At 62.4% G+C, this 16,224-nt stretch carries 14 protein-coding genes; 6 read left to right on the forward strand and 8 right to left on the reverse strand.

Annotated elements, in window-relative coordinates:
* Positions 1–77: 77 nt before the first annotated feature.
* From BLW80_RS24545 to BLW80_RS24565, 5 genes are all read right to left on the reverse strand, one after another.
* On the reverse strand, positions 78–806 hold the full coding sequence (locus BLW80_RS24545; RefSeq protein ID WP_093760540.1) for an alpha/beta hydrolase: 729 nt from the start codon (positions 804–806) through the stop codon (positions 78–80).
* A 95-nt stretch (positions 807–901) separates the two neighbouring features.
* A complete protein-coding gene (locus BLW80_RS24550) occupies positions 902–1,861 on the reverse strand; it encodes an AraC-like ligand-binding domain-containing protein (RefSeq protein WP_093760542.1) in 960 nt (319 codons plus the stop codon).
* Positions 1,862–2,070: 209 nt separating this feature from the next.
* Entirely contained in the window at positions 2,071–3,873 is a 1,803-nt protein-coding gene (locus BLW80_RS24555) for an ABC transporter ATP-binding protein (protein WP_093761139.1), read from the reverse strand.
* 400 nt (positions 3,874–4,273) lie between these two features.
* The gene (locus tag BLW80_RS24560; protein ID WP_093760544.1) at positions 4,274–5,857 is read right to left on the reverse strand and encodes a DHA2 family efflux MFS transporter permease subunit; all 1,584 of its coding nucleotides are present in this window, start codon (positions 5,855–5,857) and stop codon (positions 4,274–4,276) included.
* Positions 5,858–5,871: 14 nt separating this feature from the next.
* A complete protein-coding gene (locus tag BLW80_RS24565) occupies positions 5,872–7,104 on the reverse strand; it encodes an HlyD family secretion protein (protein WP_093760546.1) in 1,233 nt (410 codons plus the stop codon).
* A gap of 186 nt (positions 7,105–7,290) precedes the next feature.
* On the opposite strand from BLW80_RS24565, the gene BLW80_RS24570 reads away from it, so the two are divergent.
* On the forward strand, positions 7,291–7,923 hold the full coding sequence (locus BLW80_RS24570; protein ID WP_093760548.1) for a TetR/AcrR family transcriptional regulator: 633 nt from the start codon (positions 7,291–7,293) through the stop codon (positions 7,921–7,923).
* A gap of 9 nt (positions 7,924–7,932) precedes the next feature.
* Here the strand turns inward: BLW80_RS24570 and BLW80_RS24575 are convergent, their stop codons facing one another.
* Positions 7,933–9,183 (reverse strand): extensin-like domain-containing protein, encoded by a 1,251-nt coding sequence (locus BLW80_RS24575; RefSeq protein ID WP_093760550.1) that lies wholly within the window; start codon positions 9,181–9,183, stop codon positions 7,933–7,935.
* 468 nt (positions 9,184–9,651) lie between these two features.
* On the opposite strand from BLW80_RS24575, the gene BLW80_RS24580 reads away from it, so the two are divergent.
* From BLW80_RS24580 to BLW80_RS24600, 5 genes are all read left to right on the forward strand, one after another.
* On the forward strand, positions 9,652–10,662 hold the full coding sequence (locus BLW80_RS24580) for an ABC transporter substrate-binding protein (protein WP_093760552.1): 1,011 nt from the start codon (positions 9,652–9,654) through the stop codon (positions 10,660–10,662).
* Between the two features lie 172 nt (positions 10,663–10,834).
* The gene (locus tag BLW80_RS24585; RefSeq protein ID WP_093760554.1) at positions 10,835–11,635 is read left to right on the forward strand and encodes an ABC transporter ATP-binding protein; all 801 of its coding nucleotides are present in this window, start codon (positions 10,835–10,837) and stop codon (positions 11,633–11,635) included.
* Positions 11,636–11,702: 67 nt separating this feature from the next.
* Positions 11,703–12,491 (forward strand): ABC transporter permease, encoded by a 789-nt coding sequence (locus tag BLW80_RS24590; RefSeq protein ID WP_502688635.1) that lies wholly within the window; start codon positions 11,703–11,705, stop codon positions 12,489–12,491.
* A 218-nt stretch (positions 12,492–12,709) separates the two neighbouring features.
* On the forward strand, positions 12,710–13,405 hold the full coding sequence (locus BLW80_RS24595; RefSeq protein WP_089267363.1) for a L,D-transpeptidase: 696 nt from the start codon (positions 12,710–12,712) through the stop codon (positions 13,403–13,405).
* A gap of 74 nt (positions 13,406–13,479) precedes the next feature.
* Positions 13,480–15,030 (forward strand): DUF4403 family protein, encoded by a 1,551-nt coding sequence (locus BLW80_RS24600; protein WP_093760558.1) that lies wholly within the window; start codon positions 13,480–13,482, stop codon positions 15,028–15,030.
* A 106-nt stretch (positions 15,031–15,136) separates the two neighbouring features.
* Here the strand turns inward: BLW80_RS24600 and BLW80_RS24605 are convergent, their stop codons facing one another.
* Positions 15,137–15,688, reverse strand: a complete 552-nt coding sequence (locus BLW80_RS24605) for a PRC-barrel domain-containing protein (RefSeq protein WP_093760560.1) — start codon at positions 15,686–15,688, stop codon at positions 15,137–15,139.
* Complete coding sequence (locus BLW80_RS24610; protein ID WP_244528436.1) at positions 15,670–16,146, reverse strand: PRC-barrel domain-containing protein; 477 nt, start codon at positions 16,144–16,146, stop codon at positions 15,670–15,672. The genes BLW80_RS24605 and BLW80_RS24610 overlap by 19 nt, the downstream gene beginning before the upstream one ends.
* Between the last annotated feature and the right edge of the window lie 78 nt (positions 16,147–16,224).

Genomic DNA, 16,224 nt, shown 5'->3' on the forward strand with positions numbered 1-16,224 from the left:
CTGAACAACGAAGGGCCCGGCGCAAAACGCCGGGCCCTTCGCCAGTTTTGGCGCCGATGACCGCACCGAAATCTGCTTCAGTCCCGTCCTGCCTGAATGATCGCCTCTGCGAGGCGTGCAGGATTGCTGAAGAACATTTCATGGCTACCCGGACATTCGACCAGCCGAAACAGACCAAGACGTTCGGATAGTCGGGGATGCCATGGCAGGCTGTGTGGCAGCGCAATGTCCTGCTGACAATTTACGTAGGATTTCCCGACCGCAAGTTCGGCGAGAGGCTTGCTCAGCGAAATCTTGTCGGTGAATGTCTTGTAGGGATGCGGATTGAGTTGCTCATAGGCTGACTTCGCCAGTCCGAAATCGGCATCGTTGATGAAAGCGTCGCGCCAGATTTCAAACGGCAGCATCACCGCGTTGTTGTTGGCGGCAGCGATGGAATCGAACAGGCCAAGGTAATGCGGCGGCACCATGTCATTGAGCGACTGTCCGTTCAGCGGAACGAAGGCGTTGACATAGACCAGCCGCTTGATGCGTTCTGCCATACGGTCCGCGACGCCCGAAATCACCATGCCGCCATAGCTGTGTCCGACAAGGCGTATGTCCCGCAGATCTTCCTTCTCGATATAATCCGCGATCGAAGCGATAGCCTGCGCAAGCCCAACTGTGCTGCGGTCGTCATTCGCGTTGTTGCCAGCGACCGTCGGGCAATGAACGACATGCCCGCTCGCCCGCAGATGACCGGCGACCGCGTCCATCTCCTTCCCCGTGTGCCAGGCACCGTGAACCAGGACGTATAGATCTGCCATGCAATCCTCCCGATGTTTCCCGAACATTCATAATCACCGACATGCCGGGCAGATGGCCGGATTACGCCAGCCCAATCGACGATTTGCGTCACAGGCTATCGTCGGCGCCTGAACTCGCCGGGTGTCACCCCAAGATATTTGCGGCACTGGCGGATAAAGTGTGATGGATCCGTCAGGCCGACCTTCTGGCCGATGCCACCGATACTCACACGGTCGAAGCGCGGCTCGGCCAGCATCTTGCGGGCCATTGACATGCGGCAGTCGGCAAGCAGCCCGCTAAAGGTCACGGACGCGCTGGCGAGACCGCGATGCAGCGTGCGCTCCGAGATTTGCAGTTGCGCGGCAATCGACGCTGCAGTGAGGCCGGGCTCGGCATAGCGTTCGCGCAGAGCGCGACGAATCCGATCAATCAGCGCGGCCGTGCCAGACGTCTCCGTCGGCGACTGCGTCACATCGCCTTCCAGTGTCAGAGCCAGCAGGGCTCCCAATTGATCGACGAGGAGAGACGCCGGCAGCGGACTGCGAACGGCCAGTTCCGGTGACCATTGCCGGACGAAGCCGCTCAGTGCCAGTCCCCAGCCAGACTGTCCATCAATCACCCGGCCAAGATGCTGCTCGGGCGCCGTAAGCCAGCGCTCGACCCATCCCATCGGCAGCTCCAGCGAAATCGTGTCCGACGTCACCGGAAAATGAAATTCATAGGGGCGCCGCGAATCCACCAGGAGAAGATCATGGGGGCGCAACATCGCCGTTCTCTCGCATTGCGTGGCCGACCAGTTCCGGTCGGTCTTGCAAAGCAGATAGTAAAAATTGGACTGGCCGCGCGCGATGGCGCGTCTGGTGCGATAGACATGCTGGGGATCGCCTCGAACTTGATTGACCCCAATCACATCGAGCTGCCCGCGCTGTAGTTCGGACGCAAAGCTCGCGGGCGCGAGGCTGGCGATATCCATCTCCAGAAAGCCTTCGCAAACAGCGGAAATCCAGTAATCCAGCCGTCGTTCCGGCTCGACGAGAGCAGTCGACCATGTCTGAATGTCCGGCGAGCAATCCATCGTCGAGCCCCAATACGGTCTATACTGGTCGCAGGATCGACAGAGTGTTGCGCAAAGCAGGAACTGTCAACGAGCTCCGATTTTGCGACGACGGGCGCCACCGCGCGAGCGTCGCCACAATCGGTTCGCCCCACGGGGGGACGAAGGCATTGACGACATGCGCCGAAATGCGAACGAGGGCCAACGGCGGCCCCCGTTCCTTCCTGATATCATTCCGCCGCGGCGGTGCGATCGAGATCCAGCACCTGACGCTCGAACAGACCGCGATAGATGCCACCCGGTCGCGCTGTGAGCGTGGCATGGGTGCCCTCTTCCGCGATGTGCCCGTGATCGAACACCAGAATGCGATCGAGGCTGCGCACGGTCGACAGGCGATGCGCGATCACGATCGAGGTGCGGCCTTTCATCAACCGCTCCATCGCCTCCTGGATCAACGCCTCCGACTCTGAATCAAGGCTCGATGTCGCCTCGTCCAGAATCAGCACCGGCGCATCCGCCAGGAATGCACGCGCCAGCGCGACACGCTGCCGCTCGCCGCCTGACAGTTTCACACCGCGCTCACCAACCAGCGTGCCGTAACCTTTCGGCAGCCGGGTGATGAAGTCATGCGCATTCGCCAGCCGCGCCGCCTGTTCAATCGCCGCCATGCTGGCACCGGGCCGGCCATAGGCGATGTTGTCGGCCAGCGAACGGTGAAACAGAATCGGATCCTGCTGCACAATCGCAATCCGGCTGCGCAGCGACTCCTGCGTGACCTCGGCGATGTTCTGGCCGTCGATCATGATCTGGCCACCCGACACATCGTAGAGCCGCTGGATCAGCTTCACGAATGTCGTCTTGCCCGAACCGGAGCGCCCGACCAGACCGACGCGCTCGCCGGCGCGGATGTCGACCGACAGCCCGTCATAGAGCGGCGTGGCATGACCGCCATAGTGGAACGTCACGTCGTCGAACAGGATGCGCCCGCCGGTGATCGCAATCGGCTGCGCATCCGGCGCATCGGCGATGCCGAGCGTGACATCATGAATCGCGACAAGCTCCTCCATGTCGTTCACCGAACGCTGCAGGTTGTTGATGTGCATGCCGACATCGCGCAGATAGCCGTGGATCACGACATAGCTCGTCAGCACATAGGTGACATCGCCCGCCGTGGCTTGCCCGTTCAGCCACAGCCATAGCGCGCCGCCGATCACCGCCGTGCGCACGCAGAGTAGCACCGCGAGCTGCACCGTGCTCGTCGTGTTGTAGCGATACCATGTGCGCGCCACGCGCACGCGCCAGCGGCCGACGACCTGCCCCAGCCGACCGTCCTCACGGCTTTCCGCGCCGAAGGATTTCACCACGGCATTACAGGTCAGGGCATCCGCCAGCGTACCGCCAACCTTGGTGTCCCATGCATTCGACACGCGCGCGGCCGGCGCGATGTAACGCGTGGAGAACCACACGGTCATGGCGATATAGGCCACCGTACCGACAGCGATCACACCGCCCAGCGCCGGCCAGTGCCAGCCGAGCAGCAGCATCGAGCCAAGCAACACCACCAGCGACGGCAGCAGCGCCATCAACAGCGTGTCGTTGAGCAGATCGACCGCCCACATTCCGCGCGTGACCTTGCGCACCGTGGAGCCCGCAAAGCTGTTGGCGTGCCAGTCGGTCGAGAAACGCTGCACGCGCGCGAAAGCCTCGCGCGACAGATCCGACATGATGCGCAGCGTGAACGGAACGATGGCGTGGATGCCGAGCAGCCGCAGCAGCATCGACGTCGCGCCAAGCGCCACGATGGCGCCAAAGGCTGTGAATGCCGCCTGCCGGGCTGCCGGATCGGCGCCACCTTTGGTGACGGCATCGACCAGCTGGCCGGAGAACAGCGGCATGAACAGATCGGCCACCGTTGCGCCGAGCAGACCGACGGCAACCGTCGCCGCCCGTCCGGGCTGCCGGAACCAGTGCCGGATCACGAAAGGGATCACCACGCGGATGGCGGCGGCGCGGTCCTTCGATTTCAGAGTCATGACTTCATCCGGCAGCGCCCCTGCGCAGACCGGCTCCATGGTTTGACGCGCAACGGCCAGACCGAGCGAGCGTCCTAAAAGTACAGAAACGGGAAAGATCAGGATGATCGGGACATCAGGCCCAACCGGCAGAGGCGGAACCGGGGCTCAACGAGCCCGCATAAACCCGCATGCGTGCACCGAACCGAGAATTCCGGAGAGCAGATCAATCGACTTCATGCAGACTCTCCCTCGGGTTCGAGCAATGGAAGGTAGTTTTATAGATGTGCCGCCGACTTTTGGCAACATGATGGCCGGCAGGAAAGCGTCGGCTGGCGATAGAACCGCTCCAGCCGCTCTAGCTTTTTGTTTTGACGCGTTTTCTTGACGCGAACCGGCATCCACTTCGCTCGAAAACGCTCTAGTGCCCGCCGCCTGCATTGGCAGGATTGCTGGGCTTGTTCAGCAGCATCACCATGAGGCTGAGACCGACATAGAACACCGACAGCGCGAAGAACGCATCGCCAAAGCTCATCACCACGGCCTGGCGATGCACGATCTGCGACAGCTGTTTCATCGCCATGCGCGACGCGTCACCCATACCCTGGAACTTCTGGGTGAACATGTTGAGCATCTCGACCGCCTGCGCATTGCCCCAGGTGACCTTGTCGTGCAGCCGGGTGATGTGGAAGTCGGTGCGGTGATCGAGCACGGTGTTGATCAGCGCGAGGCCGAGTGCGCCGCCAAGATTGCGCGTCAGGTTGAACAGGCCGGAGGCGTTCTTCAGCATCTGCGGCGCCAGCGTGCCGAGCGCAATGTTGTTGATCGGCACCATGGCCATCATCATGCCGATGCCGCGCAGGATTTGCGGCAGCAGCAATTCGTAGAAATCGAAATCGCGCGTCACCCATGTCATCTGCCAGGTGCCGGCGGCGAACAGCACCAATCCCGTCATGATGAGATAGCGCATGTCGATTTTCTGCATCAGACGCGCCACCAGCGGCGCCGTCAGGAACATCGCAACGCCCGAGACGAACATCGTTTCGCCGATCATCAACGCGCTATAGCCGCGGATCTCCGCGAGATAACGCGGATAGAGATAGGTCAGGCCGTAGAGCCCGATGCCGACGCAGAACGAAAACAGACAGCCCAGCGCGAAATTACGATCCGTGAAAGCGCGGATGTCGACGATGGGCTCCCGCGCCGTCAGCACGCGCCAGAAAAATGCGATGGCCGACAGCAAGCAGATGACCGCGAAGATCGCAATCGACGTGTCCTGGAACCAATCGTTACGCGGCCCCTCTTCCAGCACATATTCCAGCGAACCGAGGAAACCCGCCATGAAGCCGAGGCCCCACCAGTCGAAATGATCGAGCAGTTCGAAATGCGGCTCGTCGAAATCCACCAGGGCGAGCACGCCGATGGTGATGCCGATGCCGGGCACCACATTGATGAAGAACAGCCAGTGCCAGGACAGCGCATCGGTGATGTAGCCGCCCACCGTCGGGCCGATGGTCGGCGCCAGCGTCGCAACGAGGCCGATGATCGGGCCGACGATATGGAATTTGGAGCGCGGAAACACCGTATAGGCCGAGGCGAACACCGTCGGGATCATGCCTGCGCCGAGGAAGCCCTGGATCGCGCGCCACAGGATCATCTGCTCGATCGACGATGTGAAGCCGCACATCAGGCTGGCGAAAGTGAATCCGGCGGCCGAGATCGCAAACAGCAGCCGCGTGCCGAGGGCGCGCGACAAAAAGCCGGACAGCGGGATCGCGATCACTTCCGCGATCAGATAGGCCGTCTGCACCCAGGAGACTTCGCTGGACGACGCGGACAATCCGGCCTGGATTTCGGACAGCGAGGCCGAGACGATCTGGATGTCCAGGATCGACATGAACATGCCGAACACCATGATCAGAAACGCGATCAGGCGTTTCGGCGCGACATAGTCCGCAGCCGGAGCGGCCGGCGGTGCGCCTGATACGGTGGTTGTCGTGGACATCTGCTTGTCCTGACTCAGCGCGCGGGTTCTGCACCCGGCTTGGTGTTGACGCGGACATAGACCGACATGCCGGCGCGCAGCAGGTTTTCCTTGGCAACGTCAGCCGGCACCCTGAGACGCACAGGCACACGCTGCACGATCTTGGTGAAGTTGCCGGTGGCGTTATCCGGCGGCAGCAGCGTGAACACCGAGCCTGCGGCTGGCGCGAGGCTTTCCACAGTGCCTTCGATGGCGCGGCTGCTATCGGCGTCGAGCTCGATCGAGACCGGCTGGCCCGGCTTCAGGCGGCGCAGTTGCGTCTCCTTGAAATTGGCATCGATATAGACGTCGTTGAGCGGCACGACATTGCCAAGACGCTGGCCGGCGCTGATGAAATCGCCGGTCGACACGAGGCGGTTCGAAAAGATGCCATCCACCGGCGACTTCACGGTGGTGAAGTCGAGATCACGCACGGCCTTGTCCAGCGCGCTCTGCAATTCGGCGAGCTGCGCGCGCGCTTCGTTCTGCTGCGCCTTCGTCACTTCGACGCTGCTCTTGGCTGCATCGACGGATGCCTTCGCGGCCTTGACGGCAGCCGAGGTCTGGTCGCGGTTCGACTGCGAGGTCTCGTAGACCGAGCGCGAGGCAAAACCCTGCTTGCTCAGCGTTTCCTGACGGTCGAATTCAAGCACGGCGCGATTGGCGGCGGCATCGGCCGATGCGAGTTGGGCCTGGGCCTGCTCGACGGCGCTTTCTTGCGCGCCGACCTGACGACCGATCCGCTCGATGGTGGCCTTCTGGGTGTCGATTTTGCGCTTGGCGGCATCGACGGCGATGCGATAGTCGCCGTCGTCGATCCTGAAGATCACCTCGCCGGCCTTCACCGCGACGTTGTCGCCCGGCAGGATCTGCGCGATGTGGCCCGAGACGCGCGCACCCAGCGTGGTGTTGCTGGCGCGGACATAAGCGTCGTCGGTCGAGACGATGAAGCGGCCGACGAGATAATAGTTGATGCCGTAATAGACGCCTGCGACGGCGAGCAGCGCGCCGACACCGAGCAGCACTTTTTTCTTCTTGCCGGATTTTGGCGCAGCGGTCTGCGCGGTCGCGGCCGGTGCTGCTGTGGCGGGCTGTTCAGGTGCGGGCGCATCCGCAGGACCGCGGGCTGCGGGTTCATCCGCTGCGGGCGACACGACGCGTACCGGCGCGCTGTCAGTCTCGCCTTCGGGGCGAATGATACGGGCAGCCTGGTCGCGTGGTCCGGCCATTCCGGCCTCCTCAAACGTGAGAATGCGGAGACCATCGGACAGGCCGGGCTCCCCGCTTGCTGCGGCAATATGTAAATTGACCGAACGGTTCGGTCAAGATAGAGTTTGGTCAGTTCATCACGATTTCGCGTTATTCCGGTTTCATCGCGGGCGATATCCCGCTGATTCATCGAACAGGCTGAACGAATGGTTGCCTCCCACCCTGCCCCCCTCTCGCCTGTCGGCGAGGAAGACAGCGCCAAGCGCCGCCAAATTCTCGATGGCGCGCGAAAAGTCTTCCTGGATCTGGGCTTCGACGGCGCCAGCATGGGCGAGATCGCGCGTGCCGCCGGCGTCTCCAAGGGCACGCTTTATGTCTATTTCACCGACAAGAGCGCGCTGTTCGAGTCGATCGTCGAGCAGGAGAAGCTCGAGCAGGGCAAGGCTGTCTTCAATCTCGATCCGGAACGCGATGCAGTGACCACGCTCGGCGAGTTCGGCCGCGCCTATATCCAGTTGCTGTGTCGGCCCGGCGGCGGCTCGGCGATCCGTACCGTGATGGCCATCGCGGAGCGCATGCCCGATGTCGGCAAACGCTTTTATGAAGCGGTGCTGGCGCACGCGATCCGGCAGGTCGCGGCCTATCTCGATGCCCGCGTCGCTGCGAAGGAATTGGCGATCACTGATACCGAGCTATCCGCCGCGCAATTCATGATGTCCTGCCAGGCGACGCTGTTTCAGCCCTTCATCTTCCAGGCCAAGCCGACACCCACGGCCGCGGAGATCGACAAGGTCGTCGACAGCGCCGTGCGGATGTTCCTCGCGGCCTACCGCATCTGACAAGCCGGCCTATTCGTTCTCGTAGAAGTCCTCGTCATCAGGCGATTTGCGCGTCGACTTCTTGGCCGTGCGCCCGATCGAGCCGGTCACGCCGCCGTAGTCATTATTGTTGCGGCTGGCATAGGGATTGCGGCTTTGCGCGCGCGCGGCAATCTCCTCGCCCGACACGGCCGCCGGCTGGCAGATCACCGGGCGCTTGGGCCGGCGCATCAGATCCACGTGAATGTGATCGTAGTGATAGACGTTGGAGCCCGGCGCTAGCACGGTGTTGAAGACCTGACACGCGCCGCCCTGGATGTCGCGCAGGAAGCCCTGCTCTTCCGGCATCCCCTTCCAGCCTGCCTTCACCGAGACACTGCGACCATCGGCGAGGACGAAGGCGGAGATATCGAGCGCGTTGCCGAATGCATGTTCGGAGATGTGCGCGCGCGAATTGCCGTTCATGCCACGGCACGAATAAGCAGAGATCTGCTTGATCTCGGCGACGCGGACGCCGAACCAGCGCATCGCCGCCGGCTGCACGGACTCCGCGAGCCACTTGTCGAGTGCCGAGACGATCGGACAGGCCAGCGTCGCCGTCGGTTTCACGACGACGGGGCCGACCGAGCCCGTGACATTGCCCTGTCCCGGTCCAAGACGCTGCGGAGCGTAATCCTGCGGCGGCTGGCTCTGCTGCACACCTGAGCTATAGCGGCCGTAAGGCGCGCGCGGCTGCTCTTGCTGCGGCGCGCGCATCGTCTGCGGCGAACCTTCCGGCGGCAATTCGATTTCGTCTTCATTGTCCGGCGGCACGCCCGGCGCGTTTAGCGAGATCGGTCCGTTATTGGGTGCGCCGCCGTAAGACGAACCGCCATAAGATGGCTGCTGCGGCGCGGCAGCTTGCGGATAGGAATTCGGATAGCTGCTGGCGGGACGCGCCATGGTCTGTGGCTGCTGCTGCACCGGCCAACGTGGCTGGCTTGCACCGCTGATGCCGCCAGGCGGCCGCAAGGTTTCATCGGCAAAACCATAGCTGCTGCTGGCCTCGCCAAGGGCTGCGACCTTCAAGGGAAATTCTGCGCCGCAGACACCGGGCCCGGAAATCGGGTTGATCCGAACGAGATCAGCGCCCTCTTTCACCGTGCCGGATTTGAGACATGCGACTTCTGCCTCGGCACGCCATGGTTCACGTTCCTGGGTCTGAAACAGACCGCGTCCGCAACCCGCAAGCGAAACAAGGACGACGGAGCCGACGAGATACAAACGAACTCTGCGCGTCATTCGCGCAAGGTGGTCGAAATGTTTTAAAGACTCTTCAACGCATTGAATTCACGTTTGATTTACCATGTTGCCGACCCTCGTACCGCTCCGGCAGCAATTGATCGGCTTCATTCTCTTTTCTGCGGGAACGGACCGCTGGCTTTCGCGTTACTCAGCGCGACAACGTCAAAGGGAGGGTTCCCATGACTATGTTCGGCCAACTGAGCGTTGTGGCCGCCTATGCGGCAATCGCCTTCGTCGGCGCTATCGTATTTGGCGTGCTGTAGAGCCCTAATCCCATGAAGCTTTCTCACCTATGGCGTCCGCTCTCCCGAGCGGACGCTTTTTGCTGTCGTGACCTGCCAATAGCCGATTGACAGTTTGACGCAGGCCGGGGCCTGATGCCCCCATTGCGAGCGCTTGCGCATCGGCCGGGACGACCGCCCCGCGCAGTAGACCAGCGCCGAATTTAGAAGTCAGGAAACGTCCATGCGCAAATTCTTTGCCGCAGCCATTGCGGCTGTATCACTCGCCGCTGCACTTGCAGCCCCCGCTGCGGCGCAAACCCCGATCAAGATCATGGTCGGCGGTATCGATAAGCAGATCTATCTGCCGGCGAAGCTCGCGGCGCAGCTCGGCTTCTTCAAGGAACAGGGGCTCGACGTCGAACTGTTCAACTCGACCTCCGGCTCGCAGGCCGCAACCGCGCTGCTCGCGCGCGAAGTACAAGGCGTGGTCGGTTTCTACGATCACACCATCGACCTGCAGTCCAAGGGCAAGTTCATTACCTCGGTGGTGCAGTTCGCCGTCGCGCCTGGCGAAGTCGTGCTGGTGAAAGCCGCCGATGCGGACAAGCTGAAGGATCCCGCCAACTGGAAGGGCCAGGCGCTCGGCGTCACCGGCCTCGGCTCTGCTACCGACTTCCTGACTCGCGCGCTCGCCGCCAAGGCGGGGCTGAAGATGCAGGACTACACACTGGTGCCGGTCGGCGCCGGCGACACGTTCCTCGCTTCGATGCAGCAAGGCAAGATCGTCTCCGGCATGACCACGGAGCCGACGGTGGCGCGCGCGGTGAAGAACGGCACGGCCAAAGTCGGCATCGACCTGCGGACGCCGGAAAGCACCCGCGCTGCACTCGGCGGCGATTATCCGGCCGCGTGTCTCTATATGGACCGCGCCTGGATGGAGGCGAACAAGGAGACGGCACAGAAGGTCGTCAATGCCTTCGTGAAGACGCTGAAGTGGATGAATACCCACTCGCCCGAAGAGATCGCAGCTCAAATGCCGAAGGACTATTATGCCGGCGAACTCGATCTCTATGTGCAAGGTCTGCGCGAAGGCAAGCCGCAATACTCCGTGGACGGCATGATGCCGGCGGGTGCGCCGGAATCGGTGCTGAGTGTGCTGAACAGCTTCTCGCCCAACCTCAAGGGCAAGACCATCGACCTGGCCAAGACCTACACCACGGATTTCGTGGTCAAAGCCAACGCGACGAACTGAGGCCCTTCTCCCCTCCCCCTTGCGGGGAGGGGCCGGGGGTGGGGGTAGCCACAAGGGACGTCACTTGTGGACCCCCCTCCCCGACCCTCCCCCGCAAGGGGGGAGGGAGCAGAACGAACGCGCTTTACCCGCCGACTTCAACAACGTCTCTGATAATAAAGCGAATGCAATCATGAATGCTCCCGCACCCTCCGCCGTCGCGCTGAAGAACGTCGCGCGCCGCTTCGTCACGCCTTCGGGTGACGTTCTCTCCGCGCTGGAGGATTTCGACCTCAGCATTGCGCCCGGCGAATTCATGGCCGTGGTCGGCCCCACCGGCTGCGGCAAGTCGACGACGCTCGGGCTGATCGCCGGCCTCGCCCGCCCGCAAGGCGGCGAAGTCACATTGTTCGATGCGCCGGTGACCGGTGTTGATCGGCGCGTTGGCTTCGTGTTCCAGCAGGATGCCGTGTTTCCGTGGCGCGACGTGCTCGGCAATGTCATGGCCGGACCGCTATTTCGCGGTGTCCCGAAAGACAAGGCGGAGGCTACCGCGCGCGACTGGATCATTCGCGTCGGCCTGAAGGGCTTCGAACATCATCATCCGCATCAGCTCTCCGGCGGCATGCGCAAGCGCGTGGCGCTGGCGCAGACTTTCATCAACAATCCGCAGGTGCTGCTGATGGACGAGCCATTCTCCGCGCTCGACGTGCAGACCCGCGAACTGATGCAGGAGGAATTGCTGCAGCTCTGGGCGCAGGCGAAATCGGCGGTGCTGTTCGTAACGCATGATCTCGACGAGGCGATCCTGCTCGCCGATCGCGTCGCCGTGCTGACCACGCGACCGGCGCGGGTGAAGTCCGTCCACACCATCGACCTGCCGCGTCCACGCGATGTCGCGACGCTGCGCTACGACGAACGTTTCATCGCCATCGCGCGAAAGATCTCTGACGACCTGCGCGAGGAAGTATTGCGCGCCCGGGCGGGACACTAGAATGACCGAAACGACAATCACCACACCCCTTGCCACCGACGGCCGCATCGAGACCGCCGTGCAGCGCATGCGCCGCCATCAGCGCCTGGTGCTGGCGCTGCGGCTTGCCGTTCTCGTATTCCTGATCGGCGGCTGGGAATTCGGCGTGCGCTTCGAGCTGATCGATCCGTTCTTCTTCGGCCAGCCTTCCGGCATCGTCCTGAAACTGATAGACTGGACCGAGAACGGCACCTCGATCGGGCCGCTATGGAAGCAGATCTGGGTGACGATCTACGAGGCCGGCGCCGGCTTCCTGATCGGCTCCGCCATGGGCATCCTGTGCGGCATCGCGCTCGGGCGTAACCAGCTCCTGTCAGACGTGTTCTCGATCTACATCAAGGTCGCGAATTCGATCCCGCGCGTCGTGCTCGGCTCGATCTTCATCGTGGCCCTCGGCCTTGGTGCGGCATCGAAGATCGCACTGGCCGTCGTGATGGTGTTCTTCGTGGTGTTCGCCAACGCCTTCCAGGGCGTGCGCGAGGCCGACAAGAACCTGATCGCCAATGCGCGCATCCTCGGCGCCAGCAACTGGCAGATGACCCGCGCCGTGGTGCTGCCCTCGGCGCTGTCCTGGATTCTCGCCAGCCTGCATGTCTCGTTCGGCTTCGCGCTGGTCGGCGCCATCGTCGGAGAGTTTTTGGGCGCCCGCGAAGGCATGGGCCTGCTGATCGCGACCGCACAGGGCTCGTTCGATTCCAACGGCGTGTTCGCCGCGATGATCGTTATCGCGATCGTGGCGCTGCTGGCCGAATGGATCCTGACCATGATCGAAAACCGGCTGCTGACCTGGCGCCCGGATACCACCGTTAACGAGTGACCACCGAAGCCCGGCGCGCTTGATTTAAATCAGCGCGCCGGCGGTCATTCCCGGTGCAACAATGTTGTCCGCCTCCCCCCGCGACGACACATTTCCCCGCCGCGACGAAACCGTTTTGCAGAATTGACGCAAATCTCCTGAAACGGCCGCTGGGTACATCTCCTGCCAACGAGGCGCCGAACGGGCGCTCATTCACAGGCGCTCAAACGGAGATTCCCATGATCACCCTCGCTTCTTTCGAACGAAAAATTCGCCGTGCTGCCGTCGCAATCGGCGCGCTCCTTGCCGGCGCATTCTCCTTTGCCCATCCGGCAGCCGCAACGCCGCTGCCGCTGTTTCCGTTCTTCATGGCGCCGCCGGTCCAGAGCGAGCCTGCGCCCTATGTGCAGTCGCCGCAGATGGATGACGAGCGCTCTGCCATCGAACAGCCCGCGCGCTTCAGGCGGCAGATCGTCAACTATCCGACCCGCGAGGCCGCCGGCACGATCATCGTCGATACGCCGAACACCTATCTGTATTACGTGCTCGGCAACGGTCAGGCGCTCCGCTACGGCATCGGCGTTGGCCGCGATGGTTTCACATGGTCCGGTGTACAAACCGTGACTCGCAAGGCCGAATGGCCGGCATGGACCCCGCCGGCTGAAATGATCGCTCGTCAGCCCTATCTGCCCCGCCACATGGCCGGCGGCCCCGGCAACCCGCTTGGTGCCCGCGCCATGTATCTCGGCGGCACCATCTATCGCATCCACGGCACCAATATGCCGGAGACCATCGGCACGCAGGTCTCGTCGGGCTGCATACGCCTCACCAATCAGGACGTGTCGGATCTGTATTCCCGCGTCACAGTCGGCACCAAGGTCGTCGTGCTGCCGATGGATCGCCGTGCGGACAGCGCAAGCGGCAAGCGTGGCTAATCTGAGGCGCGGCTCCTAACTGGCGCGCGTCACCACAGCATTGTAATGTCCCCGCGTTTTCGAGCGGGGACATCATGCGTCTGAAACCAATTCTGATCGGCGCTGTGCTGGTCGCCGTCTTTTTCGTGGTCGCACTCAAGGTGATGGACTATGTGGCGCCGCGCGGCGCCGGGTCGGCGCCGGTGCTGATCGCATTGCCGCCACTGCCACCCTCACCCGCACGCAGCTCCAGCATCGTCGCGCCGGTCGCCATTGCACTCACCGCGATCCGCGATGCCGCCGACCGCGGCGCGCCGCGCAGCTTCAACGGCACGGCTGACAATCCTGTACAGCAATTGCTGCAGGATGCCGATATCAAGTGGACGGCCGCACGCGGTCCGATCGCGGCGGCCGGCGCGCAGGACACGCTGACCATGTCCGCGCCCCTGACCGGCACGCTCAATGTCACCGGCGCCATTTCGACGAATGTGCGCGATGCGCTGGGCGGCGCGCTCGGCAACCTGCTCGGCGGCAATGTTGCCAAGCAGCTTGGCAACATCAACATCAAGAACGTCAATGCCAATGCGGAAATCCGCGGCAATGTGGTGGTCTCGGCGCAGCCGCGGCTGACGCCGAACTGGCGGATCGACCCGAACCTGACCGCTCAGGTGACACTCGGCGACACCAATGTCGCGGTCGCCGGCGCCCGCATCAATGTGCCCGCGCAGGTCAAGCCGATGATCGACAATGCGGTCAACGAGCAGATCATCGCCCTGCAGCAACGCCTGCGCAACGATCCTGCTTTCGAGCAGAATGCCCGGCGTGAATGGGCCAAACTCTGCCGGTCGATCCCGCTGCAAGGTGCGAGCGCATTGCAGAACCTGTTCATCGAACTGAAGCCGACGCGTGCCGTCGCCGCCCAGCCGCGCATCGATGCCAGCAATTTGACGCTGACACTCGGCGTCGAGGCCGAAACACGCGTGACTTCAACACAGACGCAGCCGAATTGTCCGTTCCCTGCCACACTCGCCATCGTGCCGCCCGGCCCCGGCAAACTCAGCATCGGTGTGCCCGTGGACATGCCTTTCACTGAACTGAACAAGATCATCGAGGCGCAGCTCGTCGGCAAGACATTCCCGGAAGACAATTCCGGCGCGGTCGCAGTGACGGTGAAGAAGGCAACTGTCTCGGCATCCGGCGACCGCCTGCTCATCTCGTTGCTGGTGAATGCCAAGGAGAAGCAGAGCTGGTTCGGTCTTGGCGGCGAAGCAACCGTCCATGTCTGGGGCAAGCCTGCGCTCGATCAGGCGGCACAGACGCTGCGCTTCACCGATCTGGAACTTGCCGTTGAATCAGAAGCGGCCTTCGGCCTGCTCGGCGCGGCAGCTCGTGCAGCCATGCCATTGCTGCAGAAAACGCTGGCCGAACGTGCGACCATCGATCTGAAGCCCTTTGCCTCGAATGCGCAAAAGAAGATCGCCGCCGTCATCGCGGATTTCCAGAAGAACGAAAACGGCATCCGCGTCGGCGCCGAGATCAGCAGCCTCCGCCTTGGCGGGATCGCATTCGACTCCAAAACGCTGCGGGTGATCGCGGAGGCCGACGGCGCCATCAATGTGAATGTGACGGCGTTGCCGGGGCTGTAGATTTAACGCGATGACGCGGTGAAGAGCGCACCCGCAAAACGGGCACGCTCTTATCGTCAGCCTACTGGTTCTTGGCTCGCGTTGTCACAACGTGACGAAAAAGTCCTTACATCGCATACTTGAACTCAGGCATCGCCTTCAATTGATCCTTGCTGGCGCCGCTTAGCACGGCATGGTCGGGGTACCAGGGATTCGCCTTGGCCGGCGCGGCGGCTGCGGGAGCTGCACCCGTGGTGGCTGCACCCGTGGTCATGCCGCTAGGGGGCGAGGTCGACTTCATGCCCGACGAACCGCCAGTTGAAGACGCCATTGTTGCGACCGGCTCGTTCACGAATTTGATCTTGTCATAAGGCACGGCGATCAGGCGTTCGCCGACACCGAGGAAACCACCGACGCCGATCACCACGGCCTTGATGTTCCCCTGCTTGTCGGTCAGGAGATCGTTGATCGAACCGAGGCTCTCATTGGCTTCGTTATATACGCTCAGACCGACCACCTTCGATGTACGCCAGTTGCCATTGAACGTCGTATCAGATGCGGTGACCGGCGCAGCTGCCGGGGCTGTGGTTGTCGTAGTTGCGCTCGGGCTCTGCGCGAAAGCTGCGGTTGCCAGCAACGCCGAACCAACGATACCAGCCGTCATGTATTTCTTGAACATATGTTCCTCCTGTCGTTGTGGGTCGTCCAAAACCAACGCGGAGGTACAATGACTGTTCCGGTTCCACCGAAATTGGTCGTTAGAATTCGCCCCAATAGGGTGCGACGCCGTAGTGGCGATGCAGCGCTTCTTCCTGCGACCTGTCGCCCCAGTCGAACTCGCGTTTCTCGGTGAATGACGGCGCGCTGCGCAATTCCTCTTCGCTGATATTCAAGTTGATACGCGTCGAGCGTGCGATTGAAGGTCAGCCGCGCCCAAGGCAGCGGCAGCAGATTCGAGCCGAGACCGAGAAAACCGCCGAAGCTCAGAATCGCGTAGGACACTTTGCCGCTGATCTTGTCGATCATCAGACGTTCGATATGACCGATGCGTTCGCCATTCGGACGTCGTACCGCCGTTCCCTCGATCCGGTCGCTCGCAATCAGGCTATGCGGCTTCGTCATGACGTCGGGAGTCATTGTCGCCTCCATAAATCAATTGAAGGGGTAACAATGCCCGGACGTGTTCCTTGTTCCGGCAATAGCGCGAAAGTGACC

This window comes from Tardiphaga sp. OK245, assembly GCF_900108575.1.
Taxonomy (GTDB): Bacteria; Pseudomonadota; Alphaproteobacteria; order Rhizobiales; family Xanthobacteraceae; genus Tardiphaga; species Tardiphaga robiniae.

Bases quoted from the DNA above. Each gene is read 5' to 3' on its own strand.
- BLW80_RS24545 (WP_093760540.1), bottom strand. From the start codon at position 806: ATGGCAGATCTATACGTCCTGGTTCACGGTGCCTGGCACACGGGGAAG.
- BLW80_RS24550 (WP_093760542.1), bottom strand. From the start codon at position 1,861: ATGGATTGCTCGCCGGACATTCAGACATGGTCGACTGCTCTCGTCGAG.
- BLW80_RS24555 (WP_093761139.1), bottom strand. From the start codon at position 3,873: ATGACTCTGAAATCGAAGGACCGCGCCGCCGCCATCCGCGTGGTGATC.
- BLW80_RS24560 (WP_093760544.1), bottom strand. From the start codon at position 5,857: ATGTCCACGACAACCACCGTATCAGGCGCACCGCCGGCCGCTCCGGCT.
- BLW80_RS24565 (WP_093760546.1), bottom strand. From the start codon at position 7,104: ATGGCCGGACCACGCGACCAGGCTGCCCGTATCATTCGCCCCGAAGGC.
- BLW80_RS24570 (WP_093760548.1), top strand. From the start codon at position 7,291: ATGGTTGCCTCCCACCCTGCCCCCCTCTCGCCTGTCGGCGAGGAAGAC.
- BLW80_RS24575 (WP_093760550.1), bottom strand. From the start codon at position 9,183: ATGACGCGCAGAGTTCGTTTGTATCTCGTCGGCTCCGTCGTCCTTGTT.
- BLW80_RS24580 (WP_093760552.1), top strand. From the start codon at position 9,652: ATGCGCAAATTCTTTGCCGCAGCCATTGCGGCTGTATCACTCGCCGCT.
- BLW80_RS24585 (WP_093760554.1), top strand. From the start codon at position 10,835: ATGAATGCTCCCGCACCCTCCGCCGTCGCGCTGAAGAACGTCGCGCGC.
- BLW80_RS24590 (WP_502688635.1), top strand. From the start codon at position 11,703: ATGCGCCGCCATCAGCGCCTGGTGCTGGCGCTGCGGCTTGCCGTTCTC.
- BLW80_RS24595 (WP_089267363.1), top strand. From the start codon at position 12,710: ATGATCACCCTCGCTTCTTTCGAACGAAAAATTCGCCGTGCTGCCGTC.
- BLW80_RS24600 (WP_093760558.1), top strand. From the start codon at position 13,480: ATGCGTCTGAAACCAATTCTGATCGGCGCTGTGCTGGTCGCCGTCTTT.
- BLW80_RS24605 (WP_093760560.1), bottom strand. From the start codon at position 15,688: ATGTTCAAGAAATACATGACGGCTGGTATCGTTGGTTCGGCGTTGCTG.
- BLW80_RS24610 (WP_244528436.1), bottom strand. From the start codon at position 16,146: ATGACTCCCGACGTCATGACGAAGCCGCATAGCCTGATTGCGAGCGAC.